Consider the following 21299-nt stretch of genomic DNA (forward strand, 5'->3'; position numbering starts at 1 on the left):
TTTCCACGTACAAATGGTTTTACATGCTGAGGGGGGATGAGTTTGACGGTTAAACCATGCTTAATAAACAAACGGCCCCAGTAGTTAGAGCCACTGCATGCCTCCATCACAACATCAGCATCTGGGAACTGTATAACGGTCTCGAGCAATTTGTTTCTTCGGACTTGGCGGTTGAACACTTCGGTTCCCCCTTGATTAGTTCCGCAAACTTGAAAAACAGATTTTGCCAAATCGATACTAATTGTTGTAACTTTCATGGGTGGACACCTCGTTTGAGATTATTGAACACATCACTTTAATAATGGCGCATTGCGACGCCGTGTAAAGCGAGGTGTCCATCCCATCATCCCTGGGGGCTTATGTAACGCCATCCATGGCGTTACATACCGGTCTGCTCCATAATATACATCTTTATCGCATTCATTCATTTTCCTGCGTTACGGTATCCAGCAAACGCCGCCTTTTAGTTGTGGCATCGGCTCAGGTATATGTTCACAAGTTGAATAGCCGGTCTTAGCGTCCTCTTTAGCCTTTTCATTGTACTTATAAATAGCGTCTAGTAGCGTTTGTTCATTAGTAATGGTTTCGCTGCTATACACCACATAGCCCTCCGGGCCACCGCAGGCTTTCTTACCCACGGGCAATACTTTGCAGCTTTCTACCGTTTGAGCTTTCGGCGTACCAATAAGCGCTTTTATGTCCGTCATAGTGACCGGCTCATCAACCTCAGTGCCGTTTGCCGACTGCGCACTATTGCACCCTGTCAAAACTAATGCTGTTAGTAAAACCAAAAGTCGCTTCATAACTTCACCTTAATGGGTTTGATAAGTTCTTGGTGCTATTGAATTCAAACTTCAATATTAGGTATATACCATATAAGCATAAAAACTAAGTGGATATAGTATTACTTTTGTAACAGAGCAGTGGCGATTCAATTAACCGAACCAAGTTACGTTCTATACATTAAATGCACTTTGCATCATCAGCTGCTCTGCGCGGCTTATTCCCAAACGTTTAGCAACAGCCTCCCAACTTCTTACAGCGCTAAGCACGTCATCATAAATTTGTGTCGCTTCGTCCTTAGACAAGCGAAAAAAGTCAATGACTTCAAAAGCTAAATCATAATCTAACGCATTGGCAGTATCGGTAATATTAAGGTGTAACCCACTCTTACCAATAATCGGATTTAAATCATAAGCAGGCGACAGCCGCCAACCTTTTGAGGTCAATAAAAATCCGTGGTTACGCAAATGATCGTCGGTATTTGACACCGCGATATTAAAAACAATTCGCCGCCATAGCTGCGCAAGATCAGCCTCGGTTTCAGCCCCCTGGTTCGTCAGAAACTCAGCAAGCTCCAAGTAACTTGCTCCCGCAGACTGCTCACCGTCATAGTATTGAAGCTGCGTCATTGCAGAGGAGAAGTGAATGCGCTTATCAGCCACACGATCAAACCGCTTTGTCAAAAAGGTATGGTATTGAGATGAAAATTTACGCACATCACAAGCAAACATTTCCACGCCTGATGCGACAGCTAACTCATGACACAGCATCTCCCAGGCACCAACATCGTAAGCGTCATTCAGGTTGGGAAACTTAGCAATCCAAAGATGGTTATTCTCGTCCACAACACATGCTTTTGGTCTTGCGCCTCCCAGCGAAGAGCGCGGCGCTGCATCAAAATCCGTCCCCACCTATCCGGAGACGAATCTAGAAACGCCCTGAAGTTTTTATCCGGTGTGTCATTGTAAAACTCACCACGGTGTAGCGTGAGCTGAGGGTCAACCTGCAAGCGGTAGTCCGACGTTAGGAAAGCATTATCGTAGGCAAAACTAAACACGCCTCCACGGCTTGTCTCTGAAAACGTTAACTCACCAATTAACAAAGGCTCTTCAATGGGTGCCCAGGATGCATACACATTAACCGTCCGCCGGCTCATTTCTTACCATCCAACAATTGAATATTCTGCAACTTAAGACCAACCTCATCGTGAGCCGCCATTTCTGAAAAGTTATCTTCCATGCCAAGCACAGCCATCACTTTTAAATAAGTGCCAATAGCGACCCCCGGGTCGCCTGAAAATACCTTATTAACCGTTTTGTTATCAAAGCCTGTTCGTTCACATATAATTTTTTTTGTGAGTCCCCGCCGTTTTGCAGCCAGCAGTAAATCCTCGCCAAAGTGCTTCAACACTTTACGCTGTTTGGGAAATAACACATTATGCAGGTTACGTTTTGCCATAAAATATAGGACTAAATTCCTATTAAATTAGATATATAGGGAATATAGTCCTACTTAAAGGTATGTTCAACATCTAATCTTAACGAAAGGCATCCGGTAAAGGCACGGCCTTACGAGCTTTCATATCAAACAGCACCGAGGTAGCCACATTCTCCGCCGCAACTTCTCCAGTGTCGCTAAGGTACATGGTTTGGCGATAACGGATCGATTTAGTCCCCAGCTTTTCCACCTGACAATCAATATGGACTAAGGCACCAACCGGTACCTCAGCCACATAATCGATCTCGTGACGCACATCCGCCCAGCCCAGGTTTTCTTGACGAGCTTCAGACGCATTGTGACCGAGACAGCGCATAAAGTGCTGCATGGCATCATCGAACATTCCAACATAATTGCGGGTATTCAAATGCCCCATTTCATCACATAACCAAGGATGTATAACGCCTTGAAAGGTCGTAAACACCTTATTGTTTGGCATTGCCGTCCTCCTCAATCATCGCTTTTATGCGTTGCCAGGCATCCAGTGTAGCCTGCTCGTCATAAACGCTGCCTGCTTCCACGTTTGCAGGGTTTGGATCCGCGTGATCAAAGGTATGTGTTGCGTCCGGGTAGACAACATACTCAAACTCACCAGCATTCTCCGGATGTTGGTAGTTTACGCACTCGGCTTCATCGATGTATCGATCATTCCCTCCAAGCAACATTAACGAGTCAATATCGGCTGACCATTGTCCGCGACACGTTCCGTAAAACATGAAAGCCCCATCAATGACCGACTCATAATCCGTTTCCGGCCAGCTTGCTACGCTCAATGGTGTCTTCTCGGCGGATAACTGGCGTAAGAACGTCCAAATGGTGCCCGCACCGTGCGAAAAGCCCGCAAGATAGACATTGTTTTCATCAAAGGTTGTGCGCTCGGACAGCGACTCGATGGTCGCCACAATATCACCAGAGCGCTCCCAGGGAGTCATTTTCTCGAAGTTACAGGCATCGTTCCAATCAATACCACGGCCGCTGTAGCTATCCACCGAAATAACCGCAACCCCTAACTCATTAAAGCGCTCCGCCCAATCTTCTTCGTGGCTTGCCGTAGGACCACTGCAGCCATGCAGAAAGATCAGTGTCGGAAACGGTCCATCGGTTTTGTCATCCGGCAGGTACACTTCTTCATGCGGCAAAAGTTCGTCTTGTAACTGCGACATAGATTTCGGCGACACCGTTTGCTCGGCATTTTTCTGCGCCTTAAGTATCCAATCTTCCTGAATACCATTATCAACGGCTTCTTCTAAGCTTGCCCGGTTATCTCCCACGTCGGACGAGCAAGCGGTTAACGCAAGCACCGCCGTCAGCGAGAATACGGCTCCTACAGTTTTAATTGTCATTCTTTACTCCTTTCCCTTTCGTCGAATGCTTGGTCGATATCACCAGCTCAGGTTTAGCAAGCTGTCGGCCAAAGTCATCATGCAATTGATTCAATAAAGACTTAAACAACACCAGTAACACCGGAATAAGCGGCAGTGCCAACATAATTGTGGACGCTTTCACAGTATCCAGCGCATCAATCACCAGCAGGCCAACCGCCAGCGCCGCTAGAATGACCGCCCAGGCAACGCGGTTCCAGCGCGCAGGCTCTTCGTCTCCAGCCAGGTTTTTAGTGCTAATGCTGGCAAGCACATACGCCGAGGAGTCTAACGTTGTTGCCAAGAACACAAAGCTCAACAAGGTAAATACGCCAATCACCAACGTGCTAAACGGCAAGGTTTCTAATATCGCAACAACGGTGGCAGGTATGCCCGACGTCCCCAGAATGCTCGATACATCGAGAGCTCCGGTCAGTTGCAAGTGCTGCGCATAGGCGCCACACACCGCCAAAAAGGTCATACAGCCCAAACTGCCCCAGGTGAGTGTGCCAAGCACTAAGCTTTTTATGGTGCGCCCTTTGGAAATACGCCCAATAAATAATCCCATTAATGGCGCATAAGCTATCCACCACGCCCAGTAAAACAATGTCCAGTTGTCAGGGAAGTTATCGCCGGTAATGGGAGCCAGCCAGAAGCTAATTTGTGCAAAGCTATCCAGCAGCAAACCCAAGCTATTCATGGTCAGTGACAAAATGAAAACGGTGGGGCCGGCAAACAACACAAACAGCACCACAATAATCGCCAGTACAATGTTAATATCACTCAACCATCGAATACCCTGCTTTAACCCTCGGTAGGCGCTGCCACCAAACAGTAGTGCCCAAAAACCAATGACGCCTAAACGCATGCCGATAGAGTCTTCGACACCAAACAGGTGGCTCACCAGCTCTGATACTAACGGCACTCCTAGTCCTAATGAAGTGCCGGCGCCGCCCAGTAACCCCAGTAAAATCAAGGTGTCTGTCAGCGCGCCTAAGGCTCCATCACTTTGCTTTTTATAGACCGGACGGCAAGCTTCTGAAATACGCAAAAACGGGCGCTCGCGCACGTACAAGCGATAAGCAACCGCCACAGCTGGAATGGCATAGAGTGTCCATGGAACGAAGCTCCAATGGAACAAGGTGTACATGTGTCCCCAGTTATAAGCCGCGGTGGAGTGCGCCTCCAGTCCCAGGGGCGGGGTCGACAAATAGTAAATCGGCTCTACAAACGACCAGCTCATCAGCCCAATGCCAATACCGGCTGAGAACATCATCGCAGCCCAGCTAACTTCTGAGTATTCCTTATCGACGTGCTCTGTCGCTAATTTCACCTGTCCATAGCGACCAAAAGCCAACCAAAGCGCAAAGACAAAAGCGCCAAACCCAAAAATTACCAGTAGCCAACCAAAATTATTAGTAATAGCTGACATGGCCTGGCTTGCCCAGGCTTGAGACTCGATCGGGGCTAAAATCAACGCAGCCGCCACAGCAGCTGCGATGATAAACGCCGGTGTAAAAACAGCGACGTCCAGTTTCGATTGCTTCATTAGAATGATTTAGCGACGCTAATTCCGAAAGTTCTAGGCTCTCCCTGAATTGCGAAGCCAACTCCTGTTAGTGAAAACGAATGCACAATATACTCTTTATCCGTTAAGTTTTTGCCATAAACGGAAAACTCCCAACCGTCCATGGTTTCCCAGGTAAGGTTAGAATTCACCAGAGCATAACTGTCCGTTTTTGTCGTTTCTTCGTTGCCAACACTAAAGAACATCTCATCCTGATAAGTGACATCTGTACGCCAGTCCATTGTATGCCCACCATCGAGCAGCCACTGGTAATTAAAGCCAACTGAGCCACTGTGCTCTGGGGTACGAGCCAGACTGTTGCCAACAACGCTTGCATCACTTTCAAACGACGTAAACTCCGAGTCGGTATACGCATAGGTCGCAAACATCCGCAAACCGTCAGTAATAAAGGCATTAGCATCAAGTTCGATACCTTTTACTTCAGCGTCACCTGTTGCCGTTCGCACTTCACCGGTTTCAATGTCGGTCGTAAAGTTCTGCAAGTCGGTGTAATCAAGGAAGTACGCCGCACCATTTAATGACAAGGCTTTGTCAAAGAAACGCGCTTTAAAGCCTAATTCATAGTTGCGCGCTTTTTCCTGATCAAAGGGCACGCCCGCCGCTTGCTCAGTCGCGGCAATACCGTTATAGCCTCCGGCTTTGTAGCCTTCCGACAACGTCAGGTACACCATATCACCTTGCTCAGAAAAGTAGTTCACTGTCAGCTTCGGCGTAAAGCTGTTCCAGCTTTTCTCTTTTGCTACCTGATAATTTCCCTGTAAGAAACCTAACAAGTCCGGCGCGCCAGAAGCAACGACAGAAAAGTCTTTTTTGTCGTAAGTATAACGACCACCTAAGGTTATCCCCCAGTTATTGTTTAAACGGTAGCTGCCTTCACCAAATACGGCGTAGCTATCGGTTTCATTCGCGGCATCCCAAACACCGCGCGAGCTCATGTTATCAACGCCCTGTAACTCGTACATTTTGGTTGAATCCCAGGCTTCCAGACGTTCAATCTCTTCATTGAACAAGTACACACCCGCGGTCCACTCAAACGGCCCGTTGGTGAGGTTTTGCAGACGAAACTCCTGGGTGATCTGTTTGGAAGTTTCACTGGCATCGTTCATTAACGACAAGCCTGCATCACGCAAGTAACGGCCGGTTAAATCGTCAAAAAAGTAATAGTCCTGCTCACGATAAGCCGTTATAGAGGTGAATAAATGCTCGTCTAAGTCAACGGTTAAGTTCGCCGACAACCCAAAAATCTCCCGATCAGTCGAGCCGTCTTTGTATAAGTCGACCTGGTCAATTTCATCTTGCGTTGGGTACTTGGAGCCAAACACTTCGTCATAGTGTGTCACTGAACGAGCACCGGGCCCTTCTAAAGTGTCTTTGGCATAATCGGCAATGAGCATTAAGTCAGCGGACTGTGACAAGTCAAAGTCCAGCTTGCCGCGAAACGACTTATTGTCCTGATCACGCAGTTCATTGCCGGTATAGACGTTATCAACCCAACCATCGCGCTGACGGGTAGAGCCGGCAAAGCGACCATTAATATCGTCAGCGACCGGGCCGCTGACCATGCCCTGAAGCTCCATCAGGTTGTAACTACCCAATGTTCCTTTAACCTTAGCTTCAAAAAACTCGGTCGGATCTTTGGTAATAACGCTAATAGCACCACCCGCGACGTTGCGTCCGTACAACGACCCTTGTGGGCCCCGCAGTACTTCAACACGCTGTATGTCGAACATGTCCGAGCGAAAGCCTCCGGCACGCCCTGCATAAACATCATCGATAAACACGCCCACAGAAGCGTCATCACCAACAGAGCTCGAGTTTGTGCCCACACCGCGAATATACGGTTGTGGTGTCACTGGATTATAAGTCGAAATGGAAAAGCCCGGTGTCATACCGGCCACATCTTCAATGTCCAGCACGTTTGCGCGCTCAATAGTCATTGAGCCCAGTGCGGTTACCGCCATAGGTACTTCATTTAAGCTTTTTGTACGGCGGTTAGACGTAACCGTAATGGTTTCATATTGCTCGTCTTGCGCGTCTGTTTCGTTTTGATTGTCCTGGGCTAACGTCACTGAGGGTATCGTTAGCGTACTAATGGTTAATGCAAGTGCTGATAATTTAAACTGTGATAATGTTTTCATCTTTTTCCCTATTGTTTCTTACCCGTTCGTTCCCAAAATGAGTGCCTTGAGCGGCAAGAAGTCTTTCTAGTGTGTTATGTATGCTATAACTCAGGTAAGATTAAACTTTAGGTTATACGACACTTTATTTAGGTTTTTCTCCTATGGACTCTAAGCAATGTGACTACAATTTAAGCGATAACTTTCTGCCACCGAAGTTTGGCGACAGTGACACCATCCACATTGCTTTTATTTTAGTGGACCAGTTTTCGTTGTTTGCACTGGCGTGTATTTCGGAACCACTACGTGTTGCAAACAGACTTTCCGGCGAGCATTTGTTTGAGTTTTCTTTTGTTACGGACACCGGCAAACCAGCAACCGCCAGCAACGGTATGAAAATAGACGCCGATTATCGCATAGATACCTGCCCCGATGACTACCAAACCTTTATCGTCGTGTCAGGGTTCGACCCTTATGAACATGCCTCGCACGAATTATACGCTGAACTGCGTCGCCTGGCCGCCAACGGCTATAGTCTCGGTGGTGTTGATACCGGTGCGCAATTATTGATTAAAGCCGGTGTCATGAGTGGCCAGCGCACCACCATGCACTGGGAAGCGGCCAGCAGCTTCAAAGAAGGCCACCCAACGGTGCAAGTGGTACCCGAGCGCTTTTTAATTGAAGAGAACCGCATTTCCTCTTCGGGAGGGCTCAGCAGTTTAGACATGATGCTGAACATTATTTGGGCCAGTCACAGTTACGAACTTGCCGCCGATGTTGCCGAGCAGTTTATGTATCATCGAATTTTAGGCGCAAACGACTCGCAGCGTATGAAGCTACGCAACCGTTTAATGACCACCAATCGTAAGCTGATAAAAGCCGTCTCTCTGATGGAAGACAACCTCACGTCAAATTTATCCATTCGCGAAATTGCAGAGAAAGCACTGGTGTCTCAACGTGAACTTGAGCGACTGTTTGCTAAAGAGCTCAATACAACTCCGAAAAAATATTACCGCAAGTTACGTCTGGAGCATGCTCGTCAACTGCTACATCAAACTGAAATGTCGGTTTTAGAAGTTTCTCTCGCTTGTGGTTTTTCATCCGCCGCTTATTTAAGCGCTATTTACAAAGACGAATTTGGTATTCAACCGAGTAAAGACCGAGGATTACTGCTCGCTCCTTAAAAATTGTCGAAAAACCATAAGTCGCTCTCGCTTTCTCAATAGTTAGCGACGGGAAAACAGCTAGCATGATAGAAAACTTATCAATGCTTAAGGTGACTTATGAACAACAACGTCATTGTGACATGCGCTATTACCGGTGCTGGTGACACGACCGGCAAAAACCCAGCGGTTCCGGTAACCCCAAAAGAAATCGCAGAATCAACCATTGCTGCCGCGGAAGCCGGCGCTTCTGTTGCTCACATTCATGTGCGCGATCCGCAAACGGGCAAGCCCAGTCGTGACGTGGCACTTTATCGCGAAGTGGTTGACCGGGTCAGAAGCAGCAACACGGACATTGTACTAAACCTCACCGCCGGCATGGGCGGCGATCTTTTTTTGGGACCGGACAGCGACCCGACTCAGTTCACTCAAGATACAGACCTAGTGGGCGCAGAAGAGCGCCTGGTTCACATAGAAGAGCTGAAGCCAGAAATCTGCACCTTAGATTGTGGCTCACTTAATTTTGGTGACGAAAACCTCGTTTATGTGTCCAGTCCGGAAATGCTGCGTAAAGGCGCTAAACGTGTTCAAGAGCTTGGCGTAAAACCGGAGCTTGAGATTTTTGACACCGGCAACCTTGCGTTTGCCAAACAAATGCAAAAAGAAGGCTTGCTCGATTCGCCCGCTTTATTTCAGCTGTGTTTAGGCATTCCCTGGGGAGCGCCGGCTGATACCACCACTATGAAAGCAATGGTCGACAGTTTGCCCGACGACTCAGTATGGGCCGGGTTTGGAATTGGTCGCCATCAGTTTCCAATGGCAGCACAAGCCGCACTGTTAGGTGGCAATATTCGTATTGGCCTAGAGGACAACTTGTACTTGCGAAAAGGCGAGCTTGCCAGCAACGAACAACTGGTTGAAAAAGCGGTAAACCTTTTAGATAACCTGGGAGCTGTGCCAATGACACCGCAGCAAACGCGAGACAAGCTGAACTTGGTAAAGGTGGGCTAATATGACACAGGCAACAGCAGCTATTATTGGAACCGGCGTTATTGGCGCAGGCTGGGCGGCACGTTATCTTGCAAATGGGTATCGTGTGAAAGCCTGGGACCCAGGTGAAAATGCTCATGAAAAGCTGAAAGAAAGTATCGGAAATGCCTGGCCGTCGCTCGAGAAACTGGGCTTAAAAGACGGTGCCAGCATCGATAACCTAACGTTTTATGACACACTGGAAGATGCCTGCGATGAGGCTGACATTATTCAGGAAAGCGCGCCGGAAGTGGTGGAGCTGAAATGTTCGTTATTAAAGCAAATTAGTGAGTGTGCGCCAACGGATGCCATCATTGGTTCATCAACCTCAGGCTTTAAGCCCAGCGTGTTACAAGAAAATGTGGCGCTACCCGAGCGTTTAGTCGTGACGCATCCGTTCAACCCGGTGTATTTACTGCCATTGGTCGAAGTTGTTGGTGGTGAGAAAACAGCCGCCGATGCCATTAACAAAGCTCAGCGCATATATAAAAGCCTGGGTATGCACCCATTGCATGTTCGTAAGGAAATTGACGGTCACTTGTCCGATCGCCTGCTTGAAGCTTTGTGGCGCGAAAACCTTCACCTGGTGAACGACGGTATTGCAACAACCGGTGAGTTGGATGATGCCATTACCTACGGCCCGGGCTTACGCTGGGCACTCATGGGCACCAACTTGACTTATCATTTAGCCGGCGGTGACACCGGTATGCGGCACATGCTTAAGCAGTTCGGCCCCGCTTTAAAACTGCCCTGGACCAAACTGGAAGCACCGGAGCTTACCGAGTCATTGATTGATCGCATGGTTGAAGGAACTCATGAACAAGCAGCTAACCGCAGCGTTAAAGAGCTTGAGCAGCTACGTGACAACTGTCTGGTTGCTATTATGGAAGCGCTTGCTCAATATGAAGTCGGTGCCGGAAAGGTTCTGTCGGATCACCGCAAAACAGTATAAATGCAGAGAATGCACCTGAGGCTTATAGCATCAGGTGCCATTGTTTTATTTCGCAATAAAATGCGGGTTCAAATAATCGTCTTTTTGATTATAAAGCAGTGGATCGCCGTTAATGGTGGTAATGTCGCCACCCGCGGCGCTTAAGACGGCATGGGCTGCCGCGGTATCCCACTCACAGGTAGGGCCTAAACGCGGGTAAATATCCGCTTCACCTTCGGCCACCAGGCATATCTTCAATGAGCTGCCCATGGGCACCATTTCGTAAGGTTTGCCTAAGGCATCCAGCCAATCCGTCGTTTCTTGTGACGGGTGTGAGCGCGAGCCGACCACACGCAAAGTCGCGGGGGCCTCGATAGCCACTTTAATCGGCTTGTCATTCAAAAAGGCGCCCTCGTCGCGCTCGCCGGTATACATGGCATCCAGCACTGGGGCATAAACCACGCCCATCACTGGCACGCCTTTTTCAATTAACGCAATGTTCACCGTGAACTCACCGTTACGCTTAATAAACTCTTTGGTGCCATCAAGTGGGTCAACCAACCAGTAGCGACTCCAGTGTTTACGCTGCTCCCAACTAATATCTGAAGACTCTTCAGAAATAATCGGATACTGGGTCTCCAACGTACGCAGACCGTCACAAATAACCTTGTGCGCTGCTAAATCGGCCTTTGTCAGCGGGCTGTCGTCGCCCTTTTTTTGCACGTTAAAGTTATCACTTTCGTACACGTCCATAATGGCTGCGCCAGCTTCGCGGGCAATTTTCTTTACATCTTCAAGCATAAATAGTGTGTTTCTAAAAGTTATGTCCAAATTGTACCTTAAACCCCATAAAAAAACCGCACCAGGAACGAACCAGATGCGGCTTCATTGGTTGGGCAACTATTAAAGCACGTGAGGTTTGCGAATATTCTCGACAATCTCGACTTTAATACTGTTAACACCTTCTACGCCTTTAAGCTGCTCTCGCAACTGCAGCATGTCAGTGCCTTCAGGAGCCTTAAGTAAGGCCAGATTCAGGCGCGAATAGACACGCTCTACGATTAATCCAAACTCTGAGGCTAAGTCATCAGCACTTACGTTCTCGGTTAACACCGTGACCACACCCGAAACATAAGCTTTCTCTCCGGTAAAGCGGTCAACCATCTCAGTGCCGGCCAACAAAACATCCCCACTTTGCTCAGAAGCATCAACTGACTCTGGCAGGCTTGTAAAGCTATACCGTTGGTAATCCGCCTTTCCGTCAAACTTTTTGGTTAAATCGACAGCAGGCGTCTTCTTCTGTTGAGGAGCCGGTAGCTCCTGCGCGGTAGCCGAAACTGCAACTACGCCGCTTACGGCCACTGCTAATAGTGCTTTTACTAAACTCATATCTCTTTGCCCCTATTAATGACCGAATGCACGAACGCTGACAGCTTCCAGAACTGAAGGTACTGTATTATTAGATACCGCGAGTTCACCTAAGTTCAAATCATCACCATTAGTATCGACTAAACGAACTGTCCATTCGCCGGCTAAGTTTTCACCGTAAAATGCATTTGCTAAAAATACTGTCTCTTCAAGTATATACGAACTGCATTGCCCGTTTGCACCAACAACAATCTCCTGGCGACCAGACAATAACTGAGTTGTTGTTCCTGCCGGTGACGTTAACTCCACCGCCAAGTCAGATCCAGCGGTGCTATAAAAATCACACCCTGCCCCTTCGAAGTCATCGTTACTTACGGTTAAGGCCATTTGCAGACCTTCCAGTGTCATGTCGCTTTCAACGGTGAAGCTATAACTCGCACCTTCAGCATTGTTATCCGGAATATTTAGCGCGGTCTCAGGCGAAACATCCATCCAACTCGTTTCGACCAAAGCTGGCATAGAGCCCGCTTCCGTTTCTTTCGCCATAGCAACCGCAGCACCAGCATTCACACGACCAAAGCCGTATTTCAGGTTAAATGCATAGCCTGCTGCGTTTTCAACCCAACCTGGATCTGCAACGAACTCGCCGCCATTAACTGCAAGGACAACGCCTTCGTCTTCAGCATCAACCTGGTCAGCAGTATTCGCTAAAATATGACGAATTTCGCGAGCACTTAACGCAGGGTTAGCCGAACCAACCAGAGCGACGACTCCTGAAGCGTTTGGTGCCGCTGAAGAGGTACCGTTAAAGGTGCTGGTAAAGTTACACGATGGGTTTTCATCATGGCCTGGCGCGTTAAAGTTGCGGAACGCTTCGAAATAACCCGGCGCTCCGGCTAGCTCATCCAAGTACTCCTGGTAAGCGAAGCTACTGTAGCCTTGTAAACAAGTCGACTGGTCGGTCGTTACCATAGCCGGTGCAAACTCACCACTTTCGCCTGCCGGAGCGGATACGAAAATATTAGCACCTGCAGTAGAGTAGCTACTGTGTCCACCGTCTGAGTTTACAGCCGCAATTGTCGTTGTGTAGAAGTTCGCGTTAGACGGGTCCATATTACCGTTCAAACAAGATAGTCCAGAGCTGTTGGCTCCGTTGATATCACAAAGCCCGGTGGCACTGCCATAACTGTTAAATGCATTACCCGCAGACTTAACATTTAAAGCGCCGAGCCCACTACGCAGCTGAGTCGCTACATATTTCTCAAACGCTTCGTCTGTTGGGTAAGTATATAACGCCGCTGGGTAAGAAATACCGTAACTGCGGTTATAAGCGATAAGAGGATCATTTTCTGTCACACCACTGCCCGGCAAACCGTGGCTTAAAGCGGTATTAAGTACACTTTGATCAACATTAGCATTCAAATAGTTAGTACCAAACACCTTCGCCTGTGGCGCGACGCCTCGCCCCCCAACTCCGTTTCCTGAAACAGCAGCTATTAGCCCAGCAACTGAAGTGCCGTGGTCTCCGGTAGCCGAAGAGCGATTGGTTGGGTCCATTTTGTCCAACGCATTCGGCGCAAAGTTCAGTGACATATTGGCAGCAATGTTAGCGTTTAAATCCGGGTGGTTAATTTCTAAACCAGAGTCGACCACGCCAACCATCATGCCCTGACCAAAGGCACCTTGCGCATAGGCTTCCAGCACATTCATGTCTTCGCCCGGCACATAAATACTTTCATCAAAGAAGGCTTCGCGCGCTTGCTCTTCCGTCCAACCATAATTATTGACTAAAAAGTCTAGTGCGGCCTGGGTTTGGGTATAAGCTTTTTGCCCAGTATTTTGTAAGTGCCACTGTTGATAAGCAATTGGGTCACTTGGAATTTGCTCGGCGGCTAATTCAATAGTTTCAATCGTTTCTTCTTCACCATCACTAACCGTCACTTCAATAGTTACGTCCTCTGCAGCTAGGGTGATGTATTTAAAATGACCAGAAGAATCGATAGTGACTATGCCATTGGCTTCTTTACCGTCAGCAGTGAAAGCGCGTGCAGAGTAGGTTAATGCATCGCCGTTAGGGTCTGTTGCCTGAACTTGCCCTTCAATAGTCTGACCTTCGCCGACCATTACTTCGGTTTCAGCCGAGACCGTTGGTGCGTAGTTGTCATCGCTGCTGCCACCGCAGGCTGCCAAGCCCATGACCACCGCAGCTGACAATGCCGCTAATTTGAATTGTTGTTTTGGCATTTTTACCTCTTATAGTACGTACCCTGAATAGGACCAACACTATAACGCTGATGTTAAAATGCCGTAAATTAGAAATGTAACAAGTTATTAACCGAAGTGTGCGTAGCCTGACGTTATTACGTCAGGAGAGATATTTAAAACGATGTCATGCGTTTTATAACCGCATCAGTACTTTCATCAAAGGACTCATCGCTGTCGCCGTCCAACACATTCAACACATCCATTGCTATTTTCTTGCCTTTCTCAACCCCCGGCTGGTCGAAGCTGTTTAAGCCCCAAATAACGCCCTGGGTAAATACCTTGTGCTCATAAGCGGCTATCAACGCACCGAAGCTTTCGGGGGTCAGCTCATCCATTATCAGTAGGTTCGATGGGTGTCCGCCGGGGTAGTTATCTCGCGGTGACTCAACGTTCTTACTGCCTTCCCACATCAGGCGTCGGTGCGCCAAACAATTAGCAACGGCCAAACGCTGTTGCTCTGCCAGACCATCCTGAACTGCGGGTTCGAAACCCGGCGCAGCGCGCTTTAACACGGCAACAAAGTCCGCAGTAAACTCGTCATAGCCCTGATGCAAATGCTGGAAAAACGCATGTTGTCCGTTAGGTCCAAAACCGCCCCAAATAATAGGGCCGGTTGGGTAATCTATTGCTTTATTGTCTGCCGTTGACTGTTTACCGTTACTTTCCATGTCCAGTTGCTGCAAATAGTTGGGCAACATACGCAAGCGACCGTCATACGGCAAAATAGCCAAATTATTAATGCCTAGCTCTTCACGGTTATATGCTCCGTAAAGCGCTAATAATATGGGCAAGTTTTCTTCTGCCGGCGCCGTAAAGAAATGCTCATCCATGGCTTTGGCACCTTCCAGCATACGCTCAAATGCCCGCACACCAGTTGTCAGCGCTATGCTCAAGCCTATAGCTGACCATAACGAAAAACGTCCACCCACCCCTTCGCCAAAGGTAAATTGCTGCGCCGGTGGAATACCGTAGTCCGTCATAGCCTGGGCGTTCGCCGACACACCTATTACGTGTTTGTCCAACCACTGCTCCCGGCTTAACGCAGGCTCTATCCAGCGGCGCACAGTATCGACATTAGCAAAGGTGTCGATAGTGCCAAACGACTTAGACGAAATAATGAATAACGTGGTTTCGGGGTCGACAATAGGTAATACCGCGTAAAGCTGTCCACCGTCCATCGATGACACAAAATGCACTTGTAAGTCATGCAAAACTGCATCATCAGCGAACTCTTTCAACGCAAACGAGCCCATTTGCGGACCTAAGTCAGAGCCACCTACGCCAATATTGACTACGTTGGTAATTGGTTTACCGGTAGAGCCTAACCAACGCCCCGAGCGCAGCTTTTGTACCACTTCCACAAAGCGGGTTTTACGGTTCGCCTGCTTAGCCACCGCGTGAACAGAGCGGCTTAAGGTATGGGTCACCGGGCGGTTTTCACTGACATTCAGGTATTCACCACGGCTTAAGTGCTTACGAGCTTCATGAAACGATTCAGGCAAGCGTTTGCTTGCCTGCTCTGTTAATTCATTTACTGACAGCTTCTGGTAGCTGGTATCCAGTGCCAGATAAGGTCCGTTTTTTATCATTTAACTGTCCCTAAGTACGTCATGCAACGTCTGCGTCGTCGCTTTTATCTTCACAAGTTCTGTGTTTGTTCCAAATCACATCACAAATACGGTCGTCTGTTGGCTTGTAACCTGTTGGGGCTTTTAGCAACACGTCACGTAGCTCATCAATCGCAAAGCGTTGGCAAGTGTCATCAAGTTTTTCAAGCAACAACTGCATGTCGCTCCAAGCCAGAGACTGCTCATTTGCGCGCAGAATACGAGCGTGATCACTGGCTTCCACATTGTCGCCAATGAGTAACTCTTCGTACAACTTCTCACCAGGGCGCAAACCGGTAAACTCAATAGCTATATCGCCGTGCGGGTTCTTCTCAGTTTTTTCTTCAAGACCAGACAAGCGAATCATCTTACGGGCTAAGTCGACAATTTTAACGGACTCGCCCATGTCTAATACAAACACGGACCCAGTGTGTCCCATAGTACCGGCTTGAATCACCAGCTGAGCCGCCTCGGGTATGGTCATAAAGAACCGCGTAATATCCGGGTGCGTCACCGTTACCGGTCCGCCACGTTCAATTTGCTCTTTAAACAGTGGTACGACAGAGCCCGACGACCCCAAAACATTACCAAAACGCACCATGCAAAAACGGGTCTCTGACTGACGCAACGCTAAGGCTTGCAACACCAACTCCGATAGACGCTTCGTTGTTCCCATCACATTGGTCGGGCGCACCGCCTTGTCGGTAGAAATCAGTACAAACTGTTTAACGCCGGCCGCTATAGCAGCTTCCGCGGTATGCCAGGTACCAAACACGTTATTACGCACGCCTTCGACCATATTGTATTCAACCAAAGGCACATGCTTATAAGCCGCAGCATGGTACACCGTATCGACATTAAAGCTTTTCAGTACAGTCTCAATGCGGTTACGCCGTTGCACGGTACCAATAACCGGTATCACTTCGGCACCAATGCCCTGTTGCTCACAGATATCAATCAAGTCACGCTCAATGCTGTACAAGGCGAACTCAGAGAGTTCATAAAGCACCAACACTTTCGGTCGCTGCAACAATATCTGACGACACAGCTCAGAGCCAATAGAACCGCCGGCTCCGGTCACCAGAACCGTTAAACCAGTAATGTGCTTTTCCATTAAACGGGCGTCGGGAGTTACCGGATCACGTCCCAAAAGGTCTTCAACTCGAATATCCTGTAACTGGTCAATGGACATTTCATTGTTCACCATGTCGGCCATGCCCGGCACTGTTTGTACTTTAACCGGCAAAGACTCTAAGGCTTCAAGAATTTCACGACGGCGTGAACGAGGAGTACTCGGTAGGGCTAAAAGCACACGTTGGATATCAGCGTCGTACACGGCTTTTTCAATACGTCCCGGTTTAATAACGCTCATACCCAGTACCGACGTATCTTGCAAGCTAGAATCATCGTCAGCAAACATCACCGGATGAAACTCGCCACCATTATTCAACGCTTGCGCCAGCTGACGGCCAGCAGACCCAGCGCCGTATATCAGCACCCGATCCTTCTTACGACTCATAGCACGCTGGTAGCCTTCACGAACAATCAAACGGCTGCCACCGGTTAACAAAAATGCCAGCAACACATAATTCACGACCGCTGAAACCGGCAACGCAATACCCATGACCAAAGCGCCAATCACTAAGAACGCGCCACTGAATATCACGGTGACAAAAACTAAGCTTAGAACTTTAAAGCCAACGTAGCGGACAACCGCGCGGTACAAGCCAAAACGAATAAACGCCAATAAGGTTGCGCACAAAACAAGACCGCCAAGAATCATCCACTGCGACCATTTCAGCGGCATAATGGCATCAAAGCTGAGTAAATAGGCCGTTACCATTGCTACCGTAATAGACACAACATCAACGAAAAGCCCTATTCCGCGCTTCACATTTCTCGGTAACTGCATCAACAACTTCAATGGATTCACGGTATTTATCCTTTTTATCGTTTCCGTGTATTAGCGGTTATAAAACGGCGCTCTGTTATCCGTATAGTCATACAAACGGGCGCGACGTTGCAACTGTTGTCCACCATTTCGTGATAATGGTACCCAGGTAAAGCCAACGCGCTCACGTGTCGGACGCACACTCATTAAGTCGAACGGTATGCTAATGAAGAAGCCTTTGGTAAAGCTTCCTTCACCATACTCTTCCGATGACACATCCGTAAAGGCCGCATACGCACCGGCAACCACACCGCTGTCAAAGCGTTTTTGCATGGTCACCTGTACACCTTTGTCTTTCGCCAGGAACTGGCCAAAGTCTAACTGCAATAACGAGTCAGACAACCATGGCATTTGATAATACACACTAGCAAAACCTGTCGTCACTTCGTAATCTAAGAAACCGGCACCGCCTTCAAAGTCACGTTTACGAACCCGGTTAGCATTCAAACCAAAGGCCCACCGACTGTCTACCGGCTTATAAAGCACTTCGGCCCCCAAGCCACCGTACATACGCTCTAAATAACCGGCATAAGCCATGGCAAACCAGTCCTGCCCTAAACGTTTGTGGTAGGTTACCTGCGCTGAGTCTAACCAAATGTCACTTTGTACATATTTACGAATGTCAGTACGCACCGGCGGTAGCGCATCTCGTCCACCACCTAAGAACAGAAAGTCGTCATAGTTAGTAGCAATGTTAAAGCCTACCTCACCAAACAACTCAATATTGTCATTCAGCCAACGACGGCCAAAGGCGTACACACCCAACTGGTAGGTATAGAAGGTTTCCGGGTTACCAAAGCTTTGGTCCAGGAAAGGCTTCAGGCCATAGCGGTTGGTGAACTTATTCTCAGGGTTCAGCATCCAGCTATCGTCGCCGCGCTCAGGCATATCCGGCGACTCCAGTCGAACGAACAAGTCGTCCACTTCGTCAACGTCTTTGCCCGGCTCCCGGTTAAGCACCCTATCTTTAAACTGTTCGGCATCAATTTTGGTATTCACGTTCGGGTCAAACAGCGTCATATCGACCATATTGTAGGTTTTTACACTGTCGGGTAATTCCGCCGCCATAACGCGAGCCGCCCGGTCATAAGCTTCGTCACTGTCACGGTAACGGAAGTGGTAAGCATACATCGTCACTTCATCGTCTTCCGCCGCAAAGCGCGCTCCGCTAAACGCCATTTGTTCACGCATAGTGCGGTTCATTCCTGCCCAGTCTACGTCGGCCAATGACTCTTTGCGCTTTTCTTCCGTTGGGACGACCTTATCTGGCGTCACCTTTATCTGGTTCAGCGTATTGAAGTTGGTGCGCAGGCTGAAGTTGAACATGAGCGTATTACCGCGCTCGTAACTCAGTTGCACATCGAAGTAATCAGAAACCTGATAATTAGCACCAAAGTTCCAGCGGCTGTCTTGTTTTATCGGTACGCCGGCACGCTCGGTCGAGTAGTCGTTACCGTCATACTCAACTTTCAGACTAAGCGGCTCCCATGGGGTTTGATACTCCAAGCCACCGAACACGGCCATAGGTCCGGTAAACCAGCGGTCAAATTCAACCTTACCGCCGTTGCCGCCGAAGCTAGTTTCTCGTTGGCAGTACTCGTCGGACAATTCACAAAATGGGTTGGTGAAGTCGTCATGGGTCCCCATGCGCCCAAAGCCCAACCCTAAGCTCACATCAACCGGGCCAAAACGTTTATTCGCGACTAGGTATTCCGCATCAAACAAGCCGGTACCGGCAAAGTCACGAAAACCCACGCTCACTTCCGGCAGCCAATAACTCTCTTCCCATAAACGGGCTTTAATATCAAAGCCTTTATCGGCAAGAATGTTGTCACCACTAAAGTCCGGCACATCACTGTACAGTTTATTCGGAAATTCCGTATAAAACGCCGTGGTTTCTAACCAAGGCAACAACTGCAGACTCACTGTATAGCGGCGATACTCATCCATATCGGTGTAGCTAAGTGCAAAAGCGCCTTCATCCATCATGCGGGCTGTCGGATTCTGTAATAACCCCACCGAGCCATAATCGTTATAACTGGGCGATAAATCACGGCGCGACCAATGCCATTCTGAGGTGGGTGTTGCGCTTACCTGATACACAGGCGCGTTAGTTGCTGAACGAACCGATGTATCTGCCACAAAATGCTTCAACAAACCCCGAATGTCGTCATTCAAGGACTTATATTTTGGCGGTAGCTGATTCGGCTCAAAGCCTAACCAAAGAATATTGCCGGGCATAAGCTCGGTGTCACTTTGTTTGTAGTACGCCCAGTTAGTTTGTTGTTCGTCATCAACAGACACCACCGTCGCAACGTTTTTGTTATAGCCATCAAGTAACTCAGATTGCTCTTCAACACTACTCAGCCAATTTGCGACTGTCTTTCCTGTATGAAATGCGTACTTACCTGGCTTACTGACTAAGCCATACATATAAATATGCTCTGGGCGTTCAGGCAAAACTAGCGAGTAACTTCCTTCCGGCAACAGTGGGTTGTCAGCTAAATTTTGGCGCGTTTGCTCAATGCGTATGTGGCCCCAGTATTGTTGCCCCAGCTGCCAGCCCTTAATTTGCCCTTGCAACATCAGCGCGGCATCGGCTTTGTCGGTTTCACGGCGGCCGCGCCAATAAGCTTCCAGCTCAGCCAACTGCAATAGTATATTTTGTTTTTTACGTTCTAAGTCAGCAGCCTCATCGGTTTTAACCAAGCGCACAGCCGGCCAATAGACATCCGCCAGAAGGCCTTGCTCTTCAATGGCGTTCAAAGCTTGTTTAAGTCGAACCGGCCCCTCAAATTGCACCTGTTTGGTTTCTGCGTTTGCCACGTCTGATTCCGCCAAAACGGCCATAGCGAATAAAGCAATAAGAATACGTTTCATAACATCACTCATTGGGCTGACTCTGAGTTATTGGTGCGACCAATCCAGGTGACCTGGGTAAGGTTTAATAGCGGCTTATTGGGAATAATGCGTTGCTCGCTTTTTATGACATGACCGTCCTGTTCCACCCAGAATCGATTTACAAAGCGCTCGCCGGTTAGAAGAAACTTACCCGCTTCTTCGACTTGTGTCGCCGTTGCCTGACCATAAGGCATAGCCAGTTGCTCAGGCTGCTTCACAGTGAAAGTCGACTGCACGTTTCGGCTAACACGAGTGCCGTCGTCGAACTGGTAGTCATAAGCGCGCTGCCAGGTGTTATTACAAGACTGAGGGGCTGTTACAATGCAGCGCAATGGGTCATTCTTTAAATTCGAAACGCTCAACAGGTTATCGTCCAGGCTTTGGGTGCGTGTAACGCGCCCATTCTCAAGAACGAAGGTCTCTTTCTCGGCAGTAATAAAATGGTACTTATTCGGTTTATTAACAAAGCCTAAAACAATCAGGCTTCGGGCTTTTCCCTGCCACTGAGCATACAAAGAGGTGTAAGGGAAGTTATCTATTTCTTCAGCGCTTAGCTCTGCATCTTCAGTGTCTTTAAACGCATATTCAACCGTTTCACGAACTTCGTCCGTGACGGCTGTACAGCCCGCTAAAATAAGTAAGAAACCAGCAAAGAGTCCGTTCCGAATCATAAGAAGTCTCACAAGTTAAGCTATCACGCATAAAAAAATACCGCCAAACGGCGGTATTTTATCACAG

Annotated in this window: 16 protein-coding genes and 2 pseudogenes; 3 read left to right on the top strand and 15 right to left on the bottom strand. The window is 48.4% G+C overall.

All coding sequences use genetic code 11. From position 1 onward, the window contains the following. The 8 genes and pseudogenes from BLT32_RS11230 to BLT32_RS11265 all read right to left on the bottom strand — a co-directional run. Positions 1-257, bottom strand: a pseudogene (locus tag BLT32_RS11230) (IS110 family transposase); the annotation flags it as partial. Between the two features lie 180 nt (positions 258-437). Then, complete coding sequence (locus BLT32_RS11235; protein WP_053954360.1) at positions 438-803, bottom strand: hypothetical protein; 366 nt, start codon at positions 801-803, stop codon at positions 438-440. Positions 804-956: 153 nt separating this feature from the next. After that, positions 957-1939: pseudogene (locus BLT32_RS11240) on the bottom strand (type II toxin-antitoxin system HipA family toxin). After that, a complete protein-coding gene (locus BLT32_RS11245; protein ID WP_053954361.1) occupies positions 1936-2241 on the bottom strand; it encodes a hypothetical protein in 306 nt (101 codons plus the stop codon). The pseudogene BLT32_RS11240 and the gene BLT32_RS11245 overlap by 4 nt, the downstream one beginning before the upstream one ends. Before the next feature lie 79 nt (positions 2242-2320). After that, positions 2321-2719: an acyl-CoA thioesterase gene (locus BLT32_RS11250; protein ID WP_053954362.1), complete on the bottom strand. Its 399-nt coding sequence runs from the start codon at positions 2717-2719 to the stop codon at positions 2321-2323. Further along, positions 2706-3623, bottom strand: a complete 918-nt coding sequence (locus tag BLT32_RS11255) for a dienelactone hydrolase family protein (RefSeq protein WP_053954363.1) — start codon at positions 3621-3623, stop codon at positions 2706-2708. Before BLT32_RS11255 ends, BLT32_RS11250 begins: the two co-directional genes overlap by 14 nt. Next, positions 3613-5190: a BCCT family transporter gene (locus BLT32_RS11260; protein ID WP_053954364.1), complete on the bottom strand. Its 1578-nt coding sequence runs from the start codon at positions 5188-5190 to the stop codon at positions 3613-3615. Before BLT32_RS11260 ends, BLT32_RS11255 begins: the two co-directional genes overlap by 11 nt. Continuing rightward, a complete protein-coding gene (locus tag BLT32_RS11265; RefSeq protein WP_053954365.1) occupies positions 5190-7367 on the bottom strand; it encodes a TonB-dependent receptor in 2178 nt (725 codons plus the stop codon). The genes BLT32_RS11260 and BLT32_RS11265 overlap by 1 nt, the downstream gene beginning before the upstream one ends. 143 nt (positions 7368-7510) lie before the next feature. Here BLT32_RS11265 and BLT32_RS11270 point away from each other — a divergent pair, with 143 nt between their 5' ends. The 3 genes from BLT32_RS11270 to BLT32_RS11280 all read left to right on the top strand — a co-directional run bounded on the left by BLT32_RS11270 (position 7511) and on the right by BLT32_RS11280 (position 10490). Next, on the top strand, positions 7511-8530 hold the full coding sequence (locus BLT32_RS11270) for a GlxA family transcriptional regulator (protein ID WP_082343268.1): 1020 nt from the start codon (positions 7511-7513) through the stop codon (positions 8528-8530). A 99-nt stretch (positions 8531-8629) separates the two neighbouring features. After that, positions 8630-9520 (top strand): beta-keto acid cleavage family enzyme, encoded by an 891-nt coding sequence (locus BLT32_RS11275; RefSeq protein ID WP_053954366.1) that lies wholly within the window; start codon positions 8630-8632, stop codon positions 9518-9520. 1 nt (position 9521) lies between these two features. Continuing rightward, complete coding sequence (locus BLT32_RS11280; RefSeq protein ID WP_053954367.1) at positions 9522-10490, top strand: L-carnitine dehydrogenase; 969 nt, start codon at positions 9522-9524, stop codon at positions 10488-10490. Positions 10491-10535: 45 nt separating this feature from the next. Here the strand turns inward: BLT32_RS11280 and cysQ are convergent, their stop codons facing one another. The 7 genes from cysQ to BLT32_RS11315 all read right to left on the bottom strand — a co-directional run bounded on the left by cysQ (position 10536) and on the right by BLT32_RS11315 (position 21232). Beyond that, positions 10536-11270 (bottom strand): 3'(2'),5'-bisphosphate nucleotidase CysQ, encoded by a 735-nt coding sequence (cysQ, locus tag BLT32_RS11285; RefSeq protein WP_053954368.1) that lies wholly within the window; start codon positions 11268-11270, stop codon positions 10536-10538. A 102-nt stretch (positions 11271-11372) separates the two neighbouring features. Then, complete coding sequence (locus BLT32_RS11290) at positions 11373-11858, bottom strand: serine protease external chaperone (RefSeq protein ID WP_053954369.1); 486 nt, start codon at positions 11856-11858, stop codon at positions 11373-11375. A gap of 15 nt (positions 11859-11873) precedes the next feature. Next, positions 11874-14081 (bottom strand): S8 family serine peptidase, encoded by a 2208-nt coding sequence (locus tag BLT32_RS11295; RefSeq protein ID WP_053954370.1) that lies wholly within the window; start codon positions 14079-14081, stop codon positions 11874-11876. Positions 14082-14215: 134 nt separating this feature from the next. After that, the gene (pgi, locus tag BLT32_RS11300; RefSeq protein ID WP_053954371.1) at positions 14216-15691 is read right to left on the bottom strand and encodes a glucose-6-phosphate isomerase; all 1476 of its coding nucleotides are present in this window, start codon (positions 15689-15691) and stop codon (positions 14216-14218) included. A gap of 19 nt (positions 15692-15710) precedes the next feature. Continuing rightward, positions 15711-17621: a nucleoside-diphosphate sugar epimerase/dehydratase gene (locus BLT32_RS11305; protein WP_053954372.1), complete on the bottom strand. Its 1911-nt coding sequence runs from the start codon at positions 17619-17621 to the stop codon at positions 15711-15713. Positions 17622-17672: 51 nt separating this feature from the next. Beyond that, complete coding sequence (locus BLT32_RS11310) at positions 17673-20552, bottom strand: YjbH domain-containing protein (RefSeq protein ID WP_235444008.1); 2880 nt, start codon at positions 20550-20552, stop codon at positions 17673-17675. Next, the gene (locus BLT32_RS11315; protein ID WP_053954373.1) at positions 20549-21232 is read right to left on the bottom strand and encodes a YjbF family lipoprotein; all 684 of its coding nucleotides are present in this window, start codon (positions 21230-21232) and stop codon (positions 20549-20551) included. Before BLT32_RS11315 ends, BLT32_RS11310 begins: the two co-directional genes overlap by 4 nt. Between the last annotated feature and the right edge of the window lie 67 nt (positions 21233-21299).

This window comes from Idiomarina zobellii (assembly GCF_900100855.1).
Classification (GTDB): Bacteria; Pseudomonadota; Gammaproteobacteria; order Enterobacterales; family Alteromonadaceae; genus Idiomarina; species Idiomarina zobellii.